This is a genomic window from Streptomyces sp. NPDC030814 (assembly GCF_055572155.1).
The window spans coordinates 64,848-79,929 of record NZ_JBVIDX010000033.1; the positions used below are offsets into that span (position 1 = coordinate 64,848).

General features: G+C 69.1%; 16 protein-coding genes and 5 pseudogenes. 11 read left to right on the forward strand and 10 right to left on the reverse strand.

The genetic code is table 11. The annotated features are described in order from the left end of the window. Nucleotides 1-276: 276 nt before the first annotated feature. A pseudogene (locus tag ACZ43N_RS38865) lies at nucleotides 277-474 on the forward strand (transposase family protein); the annotation flags it as partial. A 351-nt stretch (nucleotides 475-825) separates the two neighbouring features. Here ACZ43N_RS38865 and ACZ43N_RS38870 read toward each other — a convergent pair. Both ACZ43N_RS38870 and ACZ43N_RS38875 read right to left on the reverse strand, forming a co-directional pair. After that, nucleotides 826-1,608, reverse strand: a complete 783-nt coding sequence (locus ACZ43N_RS38870) for a hypothetical protein (protein ID WP_468104061.1) — start codon at nucleotides 1,606-1,608, stop codon at nucleotides 826-828. 46 nt (nucleotides 1,609-1,654) lie between these two features. Further along, nucleotides 1,655-2,194: a hypothetical protein gene (locus ACZ43N_RS38875; RefSeq protein ID WP_468104063.1), complete on the reverse strand. Its 540-nt coding sequence runs from the start codon at nucleotides 2,192-2,194 to the stop codon at nucleotides 1,655-1,657. 357 nt (nucleotides 2,195-2,551) lie between these two features. Here ACZ43N_RS38875 and ACZ43N_RS38880 point away from each other — a divergent pair, with 357 nt between their 5' ends. After that, complete coding sequence (locus ACZ43N_RS38880; protein WP_468104065.1) at nucleotides 2,552-3,148, forward strand: hypothetical protein; 597 nt, start codon at nucleotides 2,552-2,554, stop codon at nucleotides 3,146-3,148. A 179-nt stretch (nucleotides 3,149-3,327) separates the two neighbouring features. Here the strand turns inward: ACZ43N_RS38880 and ACZ43N_RS38885 are convergent. Further along, nucleotides 3,328-4,511: pseudogene (locus ACZ43N_RS38885) on the reverse strand (IS701 family transposase). A gap of 337 nt (nucleotides 4,512-4,848) precedes the next feature. Between ACZ43N_RS38885 and ACZ43N_RS38890 the strand changes: the two are divergent. The 6 genes from ACZ43N_RS38890 to ACZ43N_RS38915 are packed head-to-tail and all read left to right on the forward strand — an operon-like array spanning nucleotide 4,849 to nucleotide 7,833. Then, nucleotides 4,849-5,190, forward strand: coding sequence for an ArsR/SmtB family transcription factor (locus ACZ43N_RS38890; RefSeq protein ID WP_468104066.1), 342 nt, complete (start codon nucleotides 4,849-4,851; stop codon nucleotides 5,188-5,190). Then, complete coding sequence (locus tag ACZ43N_RS38895; protein ID WP_468104067.1) at nucleotides 5,187-6,149, forward strand: STAS domain-containing protein; 963 nt, start codon at nucleotides 5,187-5,189, stop codon at nucleotides 6,147-6,149. Before ACZ43N_RS38890 ends, ACZ43N_RS38895 begins: the two co-directional genes overlap by 4 nt. After that, a complete protein-coding gene (locus tag ACZ43N_RS38900; RefSeq protein ID WP_468104069.1) occupies nucleotides 6,146-6,559 on the forward strand; it encodes a pyridoxamine 5'-phosphate oxidase family protein in 414 nt (137 codons plus the stop codon). Before ACZ43N_RS38895 ends, ACZ43N_RS38900 begins: the two co-directional genes overlap by 4 nt. After that, nucleotides 6,559-6,984 carry an ATP-binding protein gene (locus tag ACZ43N_RS38905; RefSeq protein ID WP_468104071.1) on the forward strand — a complete coding sequence of 142 codons (426 nt, stop codon included), beginning with the start codon at nucleotides 6,559-6,561 and terminating at the stop codon, nucleotides 6,982-6,984. Before ACZ43N_RS38900 ends, ACZ43N_RS38905 begins: the two co-directional genes overlap by 1 nt. Nucleotides 6,985-7,037: 53 nt before the next feature. After that, nucleotides 7,038-7,433: an STAS domain-containing protein gene (locus tag ACZ43N_RS38910; RefSeq protein WP_468104072.1), complete on the forward strand. Its 396-nt coding sequence runs from the start codon at nucleotides 7,038-7,040 to the stop codon at nucleotides 7,431-7,433. 46 nt (nucleotides 7,434-7,479) lie between these two features. Then, entirely contained in the window at nucleotides 7,480-7,833 is a 354-nt protein-coding gene (locus tag ACZ43N_RS38915; RefSeq protein WP_468104074.1) for a zinc ribbon domain-containing protein YjdM, read from the forward strand. A 73-nt stretch (nucleotides 7,834-7,906) separates the two neighbouring features. On the opposite strand, the gene ACZ43N_RS38920 is transcribed toward ACZ43N_RS38915, so the two are convergent. Beyond that, nucleotides 7,907-8,614 (reverse strand): 2-phosphosulfolactate phosphatase, encoded by a 708-nt coding sequence (locus tag ACZ43N_RS38920; protein ID WP_468104076.1) that lies wholly within the window; start codon nucleotides 8,612-8,614, stop codon nucleotides 7,907-7,909. A 111-nt stretch (nucleotides 8,615-8,725) separates the two neighbouring features. Then, complete coding sequence (locus ACZ43N_RS38925) at nucleotides 8,726-8,929, reverse strand: hypothetical protein (RefSeq protein WP_468104078.1); 204 nt, start codon at nucleotides 8,927-8,929, stop codon at nucleotides 8,726-8,728. 214 nt (nucleotides 8,930-9,143) lie between these two features. Here ACZ43N_RS38925 and ACZ43N_RS38930 point away from each other — a divergent pair, with 214 nt between their 5' ends. Beyond that, nucleotides 9,144-9,494, forward strand: coding sequence for an ArsR/SmtB family transcription factor (locus ACZ43N_RS38930; protein WP_468104079.1), 351 nt, complete (start codon nucleotides 9,144-9,146; stop codon nucleotides 9,492-9,494). A 297-nt stretch (nucleotides 9,495-9,791) separates the two neighbouring features. Beyond that, nucleotides 9,792-10,162 (forward strand): annotated as a pseudogene (locus tag ACZ43N_RS38935) (NADH-quinone oxidoreductase subunit B family protein). Nucleotides 10,163-10,484: 322 nt separating this feature from the next. Here ACZ43N_RS38935 and ACZ43N_RS38940 read toward each other — a convergent pair. The 4 genes and pseudogenes from ACZ43N_RS38940 to ACZ43N_RS38955 all read right to left on the reverse strand — a co-directional run bounded on the left by ACZ43N_RS38940 (nucleotide 10,485) and on the right by ACZ43N_RS38955 (nucleotide 13,901). After that, nucleotides 10,485-11,897: pseudogene (locus tag ACZ43N_RS38940) on the reverse strand (AbiJ-related protein). Between the two features lie 232 nt (nucleotides 11,898-12,129). Beyond that, nucleotides 12,130-13,236, reverse strand: a complete 1,107-nt coding sequence (locus tag ACZ43N_RS38945) for a hypothetical protein (protein WP_468104081.1) — start codon at nucleotides 13,234-13,236, stop codon at nucleotides 12,130-12,132. Between the two features lie 257 nt (nucleotides 13,237-13,493). Beyond that, the gene (locus tag ACZ43N_RS38950; protein ID WP_468104082.1) at nucleotides 13,494-13,637 is read right to left on the reverse strand and encodes a hypothetical protein; all 144 of its coding nucleotides are present in this window, start codon (nucleotides 13,635-13,637) and stop codon (nucleotides 13,494-13,496) included. Between the two features lie 78 nt (nucleotides 13,638-13,715). After that, nucleotides 13,716-13,901 carry a hypothetical protein gene (locus ACZ43N_RS38955; RefSeq protein ID WP_468104089.1) on the reverse strand — a complete coding sequence of 62 codons (186 nt, stop codon included), beginning with the start codon at nucleotides 13,899-13,901 and terminating at the stop codon, nucleotides 13,716-13,718. Nucleotides 13,902-14,333: 432 nt separating this feature from the next. Here ACZ43N_RS38955 and ACZ43N_RS38960 point away from each other — a divergent pair, with 432 nt between their 5' ends. Beyond that, nucleotides 14,334-14,600 (forward strand): hypothetical protein, encoded by a 267-nt coding sequence (locus ACZ43N_RS38960; RefSeq protein ID WP_468104083.1) that lies wholly within the window; start codon nucleotides 14,334-14,336, stop codon nucleotides 14,598-14,600. Between the two features lie 173 nt (nucleotides 14,601-14,773). Here the strand turns inward: ACZ43N_RS38960 and ACZ43N_RS38965 are convergent. Beyond that, nucleotides 14,774-14,959, reverse strand: a pseudogene (locus ACZ43N_RS38965) (ATP-binding protein); the annotation flags it as partial. Nucleotides 14,960-15,082: the final 123 nt, after the last annotated feature.

Below are 15,082 nucleotides of genomic sequence, written 5' to 3' on the forward strand. Positions count from 1 at the left end.
GGTCATGGACGTTAACGTCCTGTATCCAGCGCCCTCGGTGACGCACGGCTCGCGCCTCGAAGCCGTGCCTGACCGAGGTCAACCAGGTGCCGGTACTGAGCGCGAGTGGAACAACGAACTACGGCGCAGCTTTCGATTTGCTCGGACACACCCTCCTCACAGACAGTGAGCTCTTTCCAACCTCCCATGCCAGCTGGGGAGTTGGGTTGGCAGACAGATGAAGCCCCTGGTAGATGGGTTTTCGACCAAGAGAACCGTCACCACCAGAGGCTTCGCATGCTTGTCCACCCGTCCGGCATCGACGTGTCCTGCTCGGCCCTGCGCTTCCTGGCCGCCCGTCTGAGGGAACACCGCCGCGCTCTCGGCACCCGATGGCGGCGCCTGAACGCAGACCGACAGGCTCTGCTCACCCTCGCCCACCTGCGCGACGGCCAGCCCTACGCCCGGCTCGCGGCCGGTTTCGGGATCGGCATCACGCGAGAGTGATGAGCCTTACGGCGATCACCGTCCCACCCGGGCCATGGCCTCTGCCGTCTGCCGAGTCACCGCCGTGTCCTCGACGTCCAGCAGCTCCACCAGTGCTTCCGCGGCCTCAAGAACATCGGCGAAGGAAGCAAGGTCACGCCCGGCACGAACACGTTGCGTCCTGAAGGAGACGACGCCTCAGCCAAGGCCGCCTCCAACCCACTCATCATCTCTGGCACGACCAGACAGCCTCATGCCCCACGAAGAAGATGGAACCTCAGGCCGAAGCTGCCCACACGCTTGACGAAGAACATAGAGGCACCCCGTCTCCAGCACCGGCTCGCTGCGTTCCGCCTCACGCTACCGCTGTGCGACGGGGGCGCCGAAAGGATGGATGACGTGGCCGTCCACGTATGGAATTCCTGGGCGGCGTCGGCGGCGCGGGGTTTCCTTGAGGATCTGGCCGTCGGTGAACAACTCGTCCAGGTGGAAGGCCAGGGCGTGCAGGGGGCCGCTTGTGCCGTCGGCGGGCTCGGGCCAGACCAGCGGCAGACGCACCCGCCAGACGCGGGCCCGGTAGGACATGAGCAGGTCGGCCGTGTCGTAGGCGGGAGAGGTCTCGCAGCCCAGGAGTACGGGCAGGTCGCCCTGGGCGCCGACGAAGCGGCACGTCTGTTTCAGGGACCAGGCGAGGTGCACGTGCGCGGGTGCGGCGGCGGGCGGCGGGCACGCGGCGTCATACCAGTCACCGGCGGGTGGGGCGGGCGGGGCAGGCGGGGCAGGCGGGGCAGGCGGGGTGAAGTCGGCGCGGCGTTCGCTGATGTCGAGCAGGCGCAGGCGCCGCCCCTCAGGGCCTGCGGCGTGCACCTTGTCGGCGCTCTGGGCTGTGAAGGCGATGGCCTGGGTTTCCTCGAGTGTGGCGGTGACCGGCTGCTTGCGGCCCTCCTCAAGGCGCCGGTAGGGGAGCAGGGCCGTGCGCAGCCCCGCCAAGTCTTCGGCGGTACGGGGGGCGGGGGCGAGTTCGCCGGGCGCGTACCCGCCGCTGCTGTCCTCGAAGTCGACGAGGACTTCGTCATGAGCGGTGATCATGACGACCTGGCCCACGAGGTCGCCTGGGTTGTCGGTGGGGACGGTGGAAACCACCCAGTCCCCTTCCTGCCACGGATTCACCCCGCGCCCCCTTGCCTTGTCAGCCCTTCTTACAGCCCTTCCAGCCTACGTGCCCCTTGACCCAATAGGCGGTCCAGATGCCCGTCAGGCCGTAGTTCTTGCCGTCGAGCTTGAGGTCACGTCCCATCGTGACCACGCACATCGTGCGCTTCTTTTTCCCGCGCCCGTACTTGTAGGTGTGGGTGGTGGACACCTTGTTGACGTGGCCCTTGCTGCCCTTGGCGAAGTTGTTGATGGCCTTGTCCCACAGGCGCATCGCGTAGCCGTTGTAGGGGTGGTTGGCCTTGTTGCCGGTGGAGCCGCCGCGCTTGATGTGCTCAAGCCCGTACTTGCGGTTGCCCGCGCGTATCAGGGTGTCCTCGAAGTCCCCGAGGTACCAGCGGTAGACCTTCGCCGATCCCGGCCCGCTGCGGGTGTTCTTGGTACATGCGTCGTCGAAGCCGCAGTTCCACGACTTGGGCTTGGTCTTGTGGATGGATGCGTTAGCGGGGGCCGCGGTGAGCAGAATGGCCGCCGCCGCGGTGGTTGCCGTGGCTGTGGTGATGAGACTTCTTCTCATGGGGCGCACGGTACGGAAGGCGAATGGGGGTGTGAATTGTCCTTCAGGGCATACACAATTGGGCGCCAGTGGTGTGACCGGTGCACCAGGTGAGCGTAACCATCAGCAGCCCGTGGTTTGATGCCCTTCTTGTGGTGGTCGGGTCGGCTCTACGCCTCGCCGGTGGCGAGGACTCTGCCCACGTCATGACGGATGGCCGGGCGGCGGTTCTTCGAAGCTGGCGGCCGGCCAGGCCCGGGACGAGACCGGTTCGGTGCGCTGGCCAGGGAGCCGGTGTTCATGCACAGGTCCCTGAACCCCCGGCGAACCCGGGCGGGCATGAGCCTATGGCAAAGCCGGTTTCTCCCAGGGGAAGCGGTGGGTGGCGCTTCCGCGGGGGGGCGCACCGACGACAACGCCAACGAGGTCGGTTTCCCGCACACCACCGAGGGTGCCGTGGCGATGCTGTCCGCATCAAACACCACCAGCTTCGAGGGAAACTGGACGCTGGTGGACGAGCAACTGGGGATCTACGACTCGTACCTGCTCCCCTCCGAGAAGTCCGCGGAGGCGGCCGAGCGGGTGGAACTCAGTGCCCGCCAAACCGACGAGAAGCTGCGGCGTCGGATGGCCCTACGACCGGGGAGTGACCTGCCGAGCGGGGCCTACGTGCGCAACTACACGGTCGGCTACCAGATCATCAAAGAGTCCCCGGACGAGGTCAACCTGTGGATGCTGTCCCGCGCTGTGCAGAAGAACGGCGAGACAGCCAAGGAGTCCTCCCCCTACACCCACGCTCTGCTGGGCGCCGCGTGGAGGAACGGCGACTGGAGGATCTCTGGCACGGCCACCCTGAGGGCGCTCCGGCGGACCAAGGGCAAGGCGCGTCCGGACATGGTGGCTCCCGGCGACGAGACTCAACAGCGCGGGCTGGACCGCGATCCAGGAGGCTGCATGAGACGTATGGCTACGTGATTTGCCCTCTCGGCTAGTACTGCAACGGTGCTTGTTCTGAGTACTGGGCAGTTTTCAGGGGCTGTGTCCGCGTCGTTGGTAGTGGCTGATGCGGGCTTGGTACTGGCGTCGTCGTCGCCAGTGTGACCAGTGCAGGACGTCGTCGACCGGGGTGGGGCGGCGGTCGGTGAGGCGGGTGATCAGTCGTCGGATCTCGGCGAGGCTGAGGTGGATGAGCTGGGAGGATCCGTTTCTGCTTTCTCGGTGTCCAGTTCCCGGGCCCGCAGGACGGTCAGGCAGGCGTGGGCGGCCATGGCGAGGGTCATGTGGCGGTGCCAGCCGGGATAGCGGCGGACTTGATAGTCGTCCAGGCCGCACTCCTGCTTCGCGCTTTGGAAGCACTCCTCAACGGCCCACCGGCTGCCCGCGATGCGGATCAGCTCATCCAGCGTGGTGCCGGCGGGGCCGTAGGCGACGTAGTAGGAGATCTCCTCGGGCCTGCTCACGCTGCGGCGGGCGAGAACCCAGTGCCGGCGGTCCTCGCGGTGCCAGGGCCGCACCTCGACGCGGGCCCAGTCGTAGATCCGCCCCGTGGGCTCCTTCACCGCAGGAACGGCGCTTCCACTTCTGCCGCGGCAGGCCGGGAAACAGCTCGTGCACGGGATGATCGATGGACCAGCGAGTGACGACCGTGTCGTGGCGGGTGGTGGCCATGACATGGAAGACGTCGGCCTGCTCCAGCTCGAACCGCCAGCCCTTGTTGTAGCCGTAAGCGGCGTCCGCCGTCACCCATCCGAACGGGATCCGGTCGGCGATGGCCTTTCGGACCATTGCCTTGGCCATGGCCACCTTCGTCTCGAAGCCCACGGTCTCGTCGATGCCGGCCAGGCGGCAGCGCTCGTGGTCGTCCGTCCAGGAGGTGGGCAGATACAGCCGCCGGTCGATCAGCGTGCGTCCGTGGCCGGTGGCGTAGGCGAGGAACACACCGATCTGGCAGTTCTCGGTGCGTCCGGCGGTGCCGGAGTACTGCCGCTGGACGCCGGCCGATCGGACGCCCTTCTTCAGAAAACCGGTGTCATCGACGATCAGGACGGCCTCGGGGTCTCCGAGGTGTTCCACCACGTAGTTGCGTACGTCGGCCAGGACCTCGTCGGCGTCCCACTCGATTCGGTTCAGCAACCGGTGGACGCGATCGGGGCCCGCGTGCCCGGCTTCCTCCGCCGGCGTCCAGCCGTTCTTCCGCTCCAGCCGCGCAACGAGCCCCCGCATGTAAGCCAGCGCCGACTGACGGGGCTCCTCCCGGTTGAACCGGTGCACGAACCGCTCGTGCAGCACATCCCGTTCACCGGCCCACAGCCTGGACATCAGCAAGGTCCCCACCCATAACCACACCAACGACCGAGCCGGCCAGCAGTCACGGCAAGCACCATTGCAGCACTAGACCCGCTGCCGCCAAATCATTGACAGCACATACGACGGCCTCGCCTTGGCCGGAGCCCGCGGGTTCCCGCCGACCGTTGCGGCCCGCGGGCGCTTCACATCGATCTCTTCAACGGCGCGCCCGGAGTGCGGCAGCCCGGCCGACTTCGCGGAATGCTGAATTGCAAAATTTCGCAATTGGCTAGATGCTGGGTGGGCTGTGCCCGCTCCACCGGTAGCCGCGGGCTCAGCGCAGTCGTGTCCGCCCCGAGGCGGGGTGTCATAGGGGAAGCCGAGGGGTTGTGTCCGTTCCGCTGTACCAGGCCAAGGCCGAGTTCTTCCGGATGCTGGGGCATCCCGTACGGGTCCGGGTGCTGGAACTGCTGCAGGAGGGACCGCGACCGGTGCGGGACCTGCTGGCTGCGATCGAGGTGGAGCCGTCCGGCCTGTCGCAGCAGCTGGCGGTGCTGCGCCGGTCCGGGATCGTCACCTCGACCCGGGAGGGCTCGACGGTCGTCTATGAACTGGCGGGCTGGGACGTCGCGGACCTGATGAGGGCCGCGCGGCGGATCCTGACCGAGATGCTCGCCGGGCAAGGCGAGCTGCTGGCCCAGCTGCGGGAAGCCGAGGTCCCCGCGCGATGACCTCGGCGATCAACCGGGCAAAGTCCCGGCTTACAACACTCCTCCCCACTCGTGCCGACCTGGCGGCCATGCGGCGCGCCCCGCGGCGGGACCTGCTCGCCGGACTGACCGTGACGATCGTGGCGCTGCCGCTCGCGCTCGGCTTCGGTGTCTCCTCCGGTCTCGGCGCGGAGGCGGGCCTGGCGACCGCAGTGGTCGCCGGCGCGCTCGCTGCCGTGTTCGGCGGGTCCAACCTCCAGGTGTCCGGGCCCACCGGGGCCATGACCGGCGTGCTGGTGCCGATCGTCGGCGAGTACGGTCCGACCGGCGTGCTGACCGCCACCGCCATCCGCATGGTCGAGGTCGGCTCGCTCAGGGCGCTGGCCAAGGCCACCCGCTCCGATGCGCTGATCCTCGTCCTGACCGCGGTCGCGACCCTCGTACTGGACCTCGTGTACGCGGTGATCATCGGCCTGGTCGTTGCGGGCGCCCTCGCCCTGCATGCCGTGGCCAAACAGGCCCGCCTCGACCAGGTGCCGCTCGACCGGGGCGACCACAGCGCCGAGGAACACGCCCTGCTGGCCGAGCATATCGTCGCCTACCGCATCGACGGGCCGCTGTTCTTCGCCGCCGCCCACCGCTTCCTGCTGGAGCTGACCGACGTGGCCGACGTACGAGTCGTCATCCTGCGCATGTCCCGCGTGTCGACGATGGACGCCACCGGTGCCCTCGTCCTGAAGGACGCGGTGCAGAAGCTGACAGGGCGCGGCATCCTCGTCCTGGCCTCCGGGATCCGCACCGGCCAGCGCCAGGTCCTGGACTCCGTCGGCGCGCTGGAACTGCTGCGGCACGAGGGCCGGGAGTACGCCACCACACCCGAGGCGATCCTGGCTGCCCGTGACCACCTGGCGGCGGCAGGCGTCCTGCCCGCTCTTGCCGCCGAGCAGCTCCGAACCTCCAGCGAGGAAGCCCTCCGATGAGCTTTTCCCCCGCCTCCTTGCGTATGGTCGAGGTCTCCGGAGCGGAAACCCTGTGGCTGCTGGAAGGCAGCAGTCTGGGCCGACTGGTGTATGTGCAGCGGCATCTGACCGTGGTACGGCCCGGCCGGCACGTGTGGGAGTTCGGCCGCCTGGTAGTGCGTACGCCGGTCCCGGCCGCGCCGGTGACGGTGCCCGCGACGGCGACGTACCAGGTGGACGAGATCCGCGCCGTAGCCGGCACCGGCTGGACGGTCACCGTGTCCGGCGCCGCCGAGGTGATCGTCGACCCCGACGAGGCCGCCCACTACCGGCGCACCCTGCCCGGCTGGACCCACGGCCCGCACGACACCCTGCTGCGCCTGCACCCCAAGACGGTCAGCGGCTTCCGCCTCGCCCGCGCGGAGGCGTGATGTCCTCACAGCTGGAAGCCCTCCCCTACCGGCATGTGCTCACCATGCAGGCCATGCCGGCCGCCGTGCGCACGGCCCGCGAGACGGCCGAACAGGCTCTGGTCGAATGGGGGATCGGCCTGCGGCACCCGGCCGTGAATCCGGCATTGCTGATCCTGAGTGAGCTGGTGACCAACAGCGTCCGGCACGCCGCCGGCTGCTCCCCTCAGCTGACCGTGATCTACGCGGCCGGCCGGGACTGCCTAGCCTTCGCCGTCCACGACCGGCACCCTTACCAGCCCCCACTGCACGGCACGCCCGATGGAGGCGGGAGCGGCGGGCTGGCCACCGTCATGGAGCTGACCCTGGGCCAGGGCGGCAGCGCGGTCGTCCGCGCGGACGCCGACGGTCGGGGCAAAAGCATCTGGGTCACCCTCCCGCTCTGAGAATCCCTTCCCCTACTGAATCCGACGGGCCGCACCGCAAGGACGTTCACCCCATGACCATCGAGTGGCGCTACACCATCGAGCAGGATCTCGGCATCCTCTCCGTTGCCGGATACCTGGGCCCGGACGCGGTACACCGCTTCGCCGGTGCGATCGGCTGGGTCGTCGCCCGCGGCACCGGATCGGTCATCCTCGACCTGACCGACCTGCGCAGCTGGTCCGCCGAAGGCCAGCTGGCCATCACCGAGGCCGCACGCCGACTCGCCGGGGCGGGCCGTAGCCTGGAACTGGCCGCCATCCCCGCCGACGGCTCGCTGGTCCCGCCCGGCGACTGCCCGGACATCCCCGTCCACTGCGACCTGGCCGGCGCCCTCGCCGCCCACGCCCGGCACTCGTCGGCTCCCGAAGAGGGGCAGCAGGCGTGGCGCACCGACGGCTGGCCCACCTGACCCCCTGTTCCCCATATCGGCTCACTGACGGAAAGACCCCTGTGCCATGAGTGACAACAACCTTCCTGCCTGCCCCGCATGCTCCGGTGCGTACACCTACGAGATGGGCGCGCTGCTGGTCTGCCCCGAGTGCGGGCACGAATGGTCGCCCTCCGAGCAATCCGCAGGCGCCTCCCGGGACGAGGTGATCCGGGACGCGGTCGGCAACGTGCTCGCCGACGGTGACACCGTGACGGTGGTCAAGACGCTGAAGGTCAAGGGCAGCCCGACCGGGATCAAGGCGGGCACCAAGGTACGCAACATCCGCCTCGTCGACGGCGTGGACGGCCACGACATCGACTGCAAGGTCGACGGCTTCGGCGCCATGCAGCTCAAGTCCAGCGTGGTCAAGAAGGCTTGACCCCGCTGCCTCGCTGTTCCGCCCGCCCGGGACGACGCCCCGGGCGGTCTTCGCAGGGCCTCCAGCCGGCGCTTCAGCCAGGGGGAAAGGCGCCGTCACCGTCGCGCACCGGCGCGAGGGTGACGGCGTCCTCGTCGGTGGCGATCGCCACGTCCTCGACGAACGTGGTGAGCCGGCGGCCGGACGTACTGGTGGTGACCGCGTGGGCGATGTCGGCGGTGCCTTCATGGCTCGCTTTCGCGGCGGCGGCCTCCGCAGAGAGCGGACCCGCGCCCTGGGCGTACAGGTAGCAGATGACGGCGCCCGCGCCGAGCAGGTCCTCCAGAGCGGGGCGCAGACGGCCGTCCGGCCACTGCTCGCCCGCGGCGATCACCGCGACGGGGCGCTGCGGGGTGCCGTAGCCCCGGGAGGTGAGCCAGCTGCCGACCGCGATGATGTCCCGCAGACAGGCGGCGACCAGCTGCACAGTCGGCGGCGTGGCGGCTGCGATGGACGCACCGTTGGGCGAGGGCAGCACCAGGCGGGCGACGAAGGGGGCCGCTCGCAGGTGCGTGGGCGACAGGGAGCAGGGGGCAGCGGGTGTGACGTCATCCCGGTCGACAGCCAGCCGGGCGCCCGAGTGCCGGGCATGGGCCGCGGCGGCCTTCGCGGCGCCCGTCCGCTCGTCCTCAGGCGCGGCTGCGGGAGGCCACCAGAAGGGAAGGACACGAATGCCCTTGGCGACGGCGACGCTCACCGCCGTGGTGAACGACAGCACATCGACGGCGACCAGACAGGCCACCTCAGAGCGAGACGGCTTGCGCCCGCAGGGCCCCACTCGAAACGGATACCGCCGCCGGATTGGGCGTCCCAGCCAGCCATCGCTCCCCCTGATGCTCGTGCCGTGTGCGGATCAGATCCGGTGGGTGCCGGACGCCGGATCGATGTTCCGGTCCGGCTGAGCGGGATGCTCGCCGAAGGACAGCCGGAGCATGCGGGCATGGCCGCAGCGCGGGCAGGCGCCGTCCGGGCCCACCGCAGTGGGGCGGCACTTGAGACGGCAAGCGGGGCACTTGAACCACGTGACGCCGATGCCGCGCAGCGGGGTGATCCTCACACAAACCTCCTCACGAGACCTCATGAATTGCTAATGTTAGCAATTCATGAGGTCATTAGCTCTGGATTCGGCGGCTCGGCTTCCGGCCCGCGGGTTCGTTGTGGCCGGTGCCGCAGGCGAGGATGGGCCGCATGTTCTTGACGAGTGGGTGGATGCAATGCGCCGAGCTCCGGCCGGTGGGGCCGTGCTGTTGTGTCGGGGAGGAGGCGGCACGATGAGTACGCCGCTGTACCAGCTGAAGGCCGAGTTCTTCAAGACGCTGGGTCATCCTGCCCGCATCCGGGTGCTGGAGCTGCTGAGCGAGCGCGAGCACGCTGTGGCGGAGATGCTGCCCGAGGTGGGCATCGAGCCCGCACATCTGTCCCAGCAGCTGGCCGTGCTGCGGCGGGCGAATCTGGTCATGACCCGCAAGGAGGGCTCGACCGTGTACTACTCGCTGACCAGCCCGCAGGTCGCGGAGCTGCTCCGGGTCGCGCGGAGCATCCTGTCAGGGGTGCTCGCCGGCCAGGCCGAGCTGCTGGCCGATCTGCAGGCCGCGCAGGGCGAGGGGAAGCCGCCGTCGTAGCGACGACCCTGGAACCACGACCGTCTCCCGAGAGTTGACAGCGCCCTGTGGAGCGGGAGGCTGTCCCCACTCTCCTCAACTATGCCAATAGGAAGCAAAGCATAGGAAAAGCGTCGTAACTCCTGTCGCACGATGACTCGTTGGTCATCTACGGACGAGTCCTCACCGTCTCTGGGAGGGGTTCATGGGCCTGTTGCGCAAGGTCCGCGACACCGGGGGTCGCCGAGCCTGCTCCGCCGCTCCCGAAGGGTGAGGCCCCGCCGGGGGCGGCGGAGCAGGCTCGGCGGGTCGGAACGGATGCGGTGCGTGGACGCCGGCTCCTGCTACGGCTGCGAGATCGAGATCGCCGCCGCCTTCAACCCGGTGTACGACGCCGAGCGCTATGGTGCGCGGCTGGTGGCCTCACCCCGGCACGCGGACCTGGCGCTGGTGACCGGGCCGGTGACGCGGAAAATGGCCGAGCCGCTGCGGCGCACCGTCGCCGCAATGGGCGAGCCGCGGCTGGTGGTGGCCCTGGGGATTGCACGGTCAACTGCGGGGAGTTCGCAGGCGGGTACGGCTTCGAGGGCCCGGTTTCCGATGTCGTACCGGTGGATCCGGCCGTGCCCGGGTGCCCGCCTCAGCCGGAGGAGATCGTGGCAGCGCTCAGGAGAGTGACCGGACGGTGAGCGTGATCCCGGCCGCCCTTGCGACGGCCACCGGGCTGGCCGGCGCGGGCGCGCTGGCCGACCTCGTGATGCCGTACGGGCTGCGTATCCCCGTGGTCGGCGTACTGACGGCGGGCATGGGGGTGGCGGGTTGTACGGCGGGTATGGCTGCACTGGGAGGCAGCCGCTGGTCGGACACGCTCCCCCGAGGCGCTGCCGCTGGCCGGGACGTATCTGGCGGTGGACGCGCTGGCGGGCCTGTTCATGGCCGTGGCGGGGACCGTCGTAGCCGCGGTGGCAGCCTACGCCGGCAACGACCTGTGACCCGTCCGGCACGAGGGTCTCAGCGCACGAGGCGGTAGCCGGTGACCAACTCGGCCCGGGGGGAGCAGTAGGAGGCAGTCCATGCGTTCGCGGGCGAGGGCGCTGTCCTTGTTGCCGCGATCTTTGCGCGTTTTGCTCGGGTCCATGTGCAGGTACACCTGCGGCAGCAGCGCCGGGTGACTGGCTCCGGTCTCGCTGATGGAGTACAGCTCGCAGTAGGTGCGGAACACCCTCTGCTCGGGCGAGAGCATCTTTGGCCGCTCGGGATCGCTATGCAGTGACGCCCACAGCCGCTTGTAGAGGGCACGACCGACCTCGTTGCCCGGCATGTCCGCGGGGAGGGACTCCCGGGCCGCCACCAGCTGATCATCTCGCCCCAGGTCAGGCCGGACACGCTGAGCGGCTGACTGCACACGAGGCAGGACTGCTCGTTCTTCACTATCAGGACGTCGTTGTTGATGGCATCGCCGAGCACGAACTCCGGTTTCGGCCCGTCCGCGGCGAAGATCAGGTTCTTCATGACGCCCGGCACGCCGGCGCCGATCGTGCGGGCAGCGAACACTGGTGCGCCGCTGATGCTGTCCACTTCGATGAGCTCGTAGCCGTCGTGCGCCAGCGTCTCGTTGAAGAATGCATGGAGGCGCTCGACGTCGGCGGTATCGGTGCGCACCGCCGGGTGCAACATCTCGGCCAGAAACCGCAGGAGCGCTTCGTCGCCGTCAGCCAGGCCGAACCGCTCGTCGTGCCGAATCCAGTCGTCTTCCCAGTCTGCGGGATTGTTGATGCAGTGCTGTCAGATGTCCCCGGCGGCATGGGCGAACCCGGAGTCGTGGCTGGGCAGGTCATCGAGGTCGTACACGTGGCTGAGGAACTGCACCTCATCGAGCGTCCCGCCCCACCACGCGCCCGCCAGACCGTCGCGAAGCCGACGGCGAGTGACGTCGGTGATGCGGCGCGTTTGGTCGCGGCTCTGCCGCAGATGGGGGTGGTACTCGTCCAACTGATCCAGAACGGGACCGAACACGCCGTTGACGTAGCTCCGGCGTGCGGCGTAGCTGTCGCTCATCCCCTGGTCTTTCCAGTAGCTCTTGAAGCTCTTGAAGTCCCGGAAAGGCAGGTTGAGGGCGACGCCGAGACGCTTCAACACGGCGGGCAGGGTCCTGAGGAGTACTGCGATCTCCTGGTCGTCGAGAATCTCGCCTTCGCCCGTGCCGAACGCTTCAAGGTCGACCATGGCAAGCCGGGTCAGCTCGTAGGCCGCGTCCAAGTCGGTCATGTCGTCCAACGAGATGCTCCGAAGCCGCTCGACCAGGCTGGTATCCAGGCAGGTCCTCGTGTAGCTGAACGGCTCCGCGCCAAACTGCCGGGCAACAAGGAAGCGATGCTTGGTCATGTCCTGATTACCTCGTCGCACCGCCTGCGAGAACCCCATCCCCGACCAGCTGCCCCTCTTCGGCACCTGAGCGTCAACCGTCGCGGCGACGGGATGGGTTCAGCTGATGGCCTCTCCGGCCGCTGCTGTTTCCGGGCCGACCACCTTGCTGAGAATCAGGTCACGGACGGGTGGCGGCACCACCCGTGGGCTCTGAAGGACGTGCCACTGGCAGCCGGGCACCAGACCGTCCAGCAACTGAGGCTGAGCCTCTGCGTCTACTGCCGGCTGATTAGAAGAGGCGTGCGCGTGTCCTGCGTGAGGTTCTCAAGATCCCGCGCAGCCACTGGTTACGGACGGCTGGTAGCCGGACCAGGGTGTGCCAGAAAATTCCCGGGTCGGGTCTGAAGAGGCTGTAGGGGTGCGGTGCCGGCGGATCGTCGCGTAGGACGCCGTCGGGCATGACGCCCGACGCGGGGGCGGGCAGGTGCGGCTCGGGGAAAGCCAACCACCACCACACCCCGAACGGCAGGGGCACCGGGGGTGCCGAGGCGGCCGGGTTGGGCGGGGCCCAGGTCTCCCCCGTCTGCGGATGGACCGGCACGATGAGGATGTCGACGTCCGCGTCGGGGGCGGGCAGCCCCGGTCCGGCCAGGACGGCGCGCCTCGCCGACGGACCTGCGGGCAGCAGGGTGTCGAGGACGCGTTGGAACACCTCCTCGGTCAGGCCGCCCGGGACGGTCACCGGCCGGCCCTCCGACGCCGTCAGCAGATGGGCGAGCGCCCGGCCGGCCGCCGCCTCCCACCGCGGGCTCCAGGACCACCCGTGGTTCAACCCCAGCCGTGGTCCGTCCCAGGCGATGATCGGCTCGAACGGAGGCGTGCCCTTTCCCTGCGCCTCCAGCTCCGCCCAGGAAAGCGGTGCTGCATCGGTGCCGTCGACTCGGCGGCGGCGCACCGCGTCAGGGGCGAGCCACACCGCCTGCCAGAGCGAGCAGTCGTCGATCCTGCTCGCCACGGGCAGGCCGCACGTCTCGCAGGCCAAGTTGGGGCCGTCAGCGCCATCGAGGCCGCAGCAGTAGCCACCGCACCTCTCCGGCATCAGCACGGTGCCGCGGACATCTCCGGGGGCGATGACGATCGCGCCCGGCGCGCCGTCAGACAGGACGTGGACCGGCGCGTAGATGCCGCGCGCGGCCAGCTCGTCCGGATCGATCTCCTCCCACCTCCGCCACGGAGGCCCCGAGGGCTCCGGCTCCACGGCGAACGTGCCCGACTCCATAAGGACCGGGAGCTGAATCCCGTTCCCGTACTTCTGATGGGCGTGGACCGGCAGGACCACCTGGGACAGCGGGGCGGTCAGCTCGGCGCCGCACCCCGCACACACGAAGACGAACAAATGACCTCCGCCTGAAAAACAGCATCGTCGCAGCTTGGCGGCGGCCGAGCCATGGTGTTTCTCGTCCGCCGCGGAACCGGAGCGCCGCCACGACGTCGACAACGGGCTCCAGCGCGAACGGGGGTCGGCGTCCGCCCTGCGGCTGCCCGCCCCCGTGAGACCTCGGCGGCCACCCCCCGGGCCACACCTCACGCAGCGTTCGAATCCTCGGTGCGCCCGTGCTGCCTCCCGAAGTGGTGAACGTCTGCTGTCCGTTCTCATGAACAGAGCCAACCACCGACACGGACGACTCCCGTCCTCAGGACCGCGACCACCAGGACCTTCGCCTGGTGGTGCTTCTCCTCGCCCTGGTGGTAGGGCTTCTGATCACCGGTGCCGCCGTCCACCTCACCCGCGAGCATCCGAGTCTCTCGCAGCCCCTGGCGTAGGCGCCGCCGTCATAAGCGCGCTCGCCGCCATCGCCGGCATCGTCGCCCCCGTCATACGGCGATGATGACGAACAGGGGGCCCCGCGTGTCGGGTCCGACACGACTCGTCGCAGCTCGACTTCCACGGTCCGCCATCCGAAGTTCGGCGTAGGTCCGGTGCGGGAGCGGGGCGGGGTTGGGGTCGTCGCGGTCGTGGCCGTAGACGCGGCCGTTCAACAGCTGCTCGTCTCCGTTCATCCGTCCAGCCTCGCAGCCGCCACCGACAGCACCCCGGCGCGGCGGCGGGCCCGGCCCGTGCCTTGGTTCATCAGGCCGGGCCGGACCCGACGTGCTCACCGTGACTCGGCAACGCCTCCAGCGAGCAGCGTTCCTCTCCCGCGTGGCGGCCGGCCACGCGCCACACCGACTCATCTGGCCCTCGCCCGCCAGCCCTCGACGAAGTCGTGTATCTGCTGGCGGCACTTCGCGAGGACGGTGGCGGACAGACTCGCGAGGCAGGAGCTGCTCTCAGGCCGTAGCGCGTCGTTTCACGCCATGGCGCACCTGTGCAGCCTCTCCGGCCGCTCCGCCGGTGAGGCAGCCGCGTCCCGGACCGTCACGCACCGGCGGGCGGCGGAGACGGCGTGAGGGCCCGGCAGACCCGCCGCACCACAGCGGGACAGCCGTCGAGTGAAGAAGCTGCGCCGCGCGCATCGTCTGGCCCTGCGCGAGGAAGCCGCGGTCTGGTGCCGTGCGTACACCCGTCGGGGTCTCATCTTGATCGGCAACACAGCCTTCGCCGCGGCGATGGTGTGCTTCGCCTCCGGCCAGTTCGCGGTCGGCTTCGACGGCGAGTTGGTGGTCGTGCGAGCCCGCGCATCGACGGAGCGGGCCGCGTGTCCCGCCTGCGGGACGACGTCGGGCCGAGTGCACAGCCGCTGCTGGGGGTCACCCTGATCCTGGGATCCATCACGATGAGCGGCCGGTATGGGCAGATCACTTCGGGTCGCGGTACGTGGGACCGTCCCTTCGGGCCGGGCGACACAGCCACCCGGGGGAGACGGAACCGGCATTGTCAAGGGACAGTAGGAGTTCCCCACTCGCGGACAGTTGATCTCCCCGCTTGTGGGTCAGCCGAGCGGGACGACGCCTCGTCCGGTGGTCGCCTCGGCGAGGCGGTGGCTGTCGCCCTGCGTGACGACGACGTGGGCGTGATGCAGGAGCCGGTCGACGGTCGCGGTGGCGAGGGTCTTGGGCATGATCTCGTCGAATCCAGACGGATGAAGGTTGCTGCTGACGGCCAGACTCCGCCGTTCCTACTGATCTTTTCGTAAGTTCGGTGGGTGTGGTGGGTGGATGGTCAGGCCGGTGTGGGCGAGGAATGACCATGGCAGTTGTGGGTTTCGGTTGATGCGGTGGATGCCTTCTTCGGTGGCGTC

Bases quoted from the DNA above. Each gene is read 5' to 3' on its own strand.
- ACZ43N_RS38900 (WP_468104069.1), top strand. From the start codon at position 6,146: ATGAGCTTTTCCCCCGCCTCCTTGCGTATGGTCGAGGTCTCCGGAGCG.
- ACZ43N_RS38915 (WP_468104074.1), top strand. From the start codon at position 7,480: ATGAGTGACAACAACCTTCCTGCCTGCCCCGCATGCTCCGGTGCGTAC.
- ACZ43N_RS38905 (WP_468104071.1), top strand. From the start codon at position 6,559: ATGTCCTCACAGCTGGAAGCCCTCCCCTACCGGCATGTGCTCACCATG.
- ACZ43N_RS38950 (WP_468104082.1), bottom strand. From the start codon at position 13,637: ATGCTCGCGGGTGAGGTGGACGGCGGCACCGGTGATCAGAAGCCCTAC.
- ACZ43N_RS38910 (WP_468104072.1), top strand. From the start codon at position 7,038: ATGACCATCGAGTGGCGCTACACCATCGAGCAGGATCTCGGCATCCTC.
- ACZ43N_RS38875 (WP_468104063.1), bottom strand. From the start codon at position 2,194: ATGAGAAGAAGTCTCATCACCACAGCCACGGCAACCACCGCGGCGGCG.
- ACZ43N_RS38930 (WP_468104079.1), top strand. From the start codon at position 9,144: ATGAGTACGCCGCTGTACCAGCTGAAGGCCGAGTTCTTCAAGACGCTG.
- ACZ43N_RS38895 (WP_468104067.1), top strand. From the start codon at position 5,187: ATGACCTCGGCGATCAACCGGGCAAAGTCCCGGCTTACAACACTCCTC.
- ACZ43N_RS38955 (WP_468104089.1), bottom strand. From the start codon at position 13,901: ATGAACGGAGACGAGCAGCTGTTGAACGGCCGCGTCTACGGCCACGAC.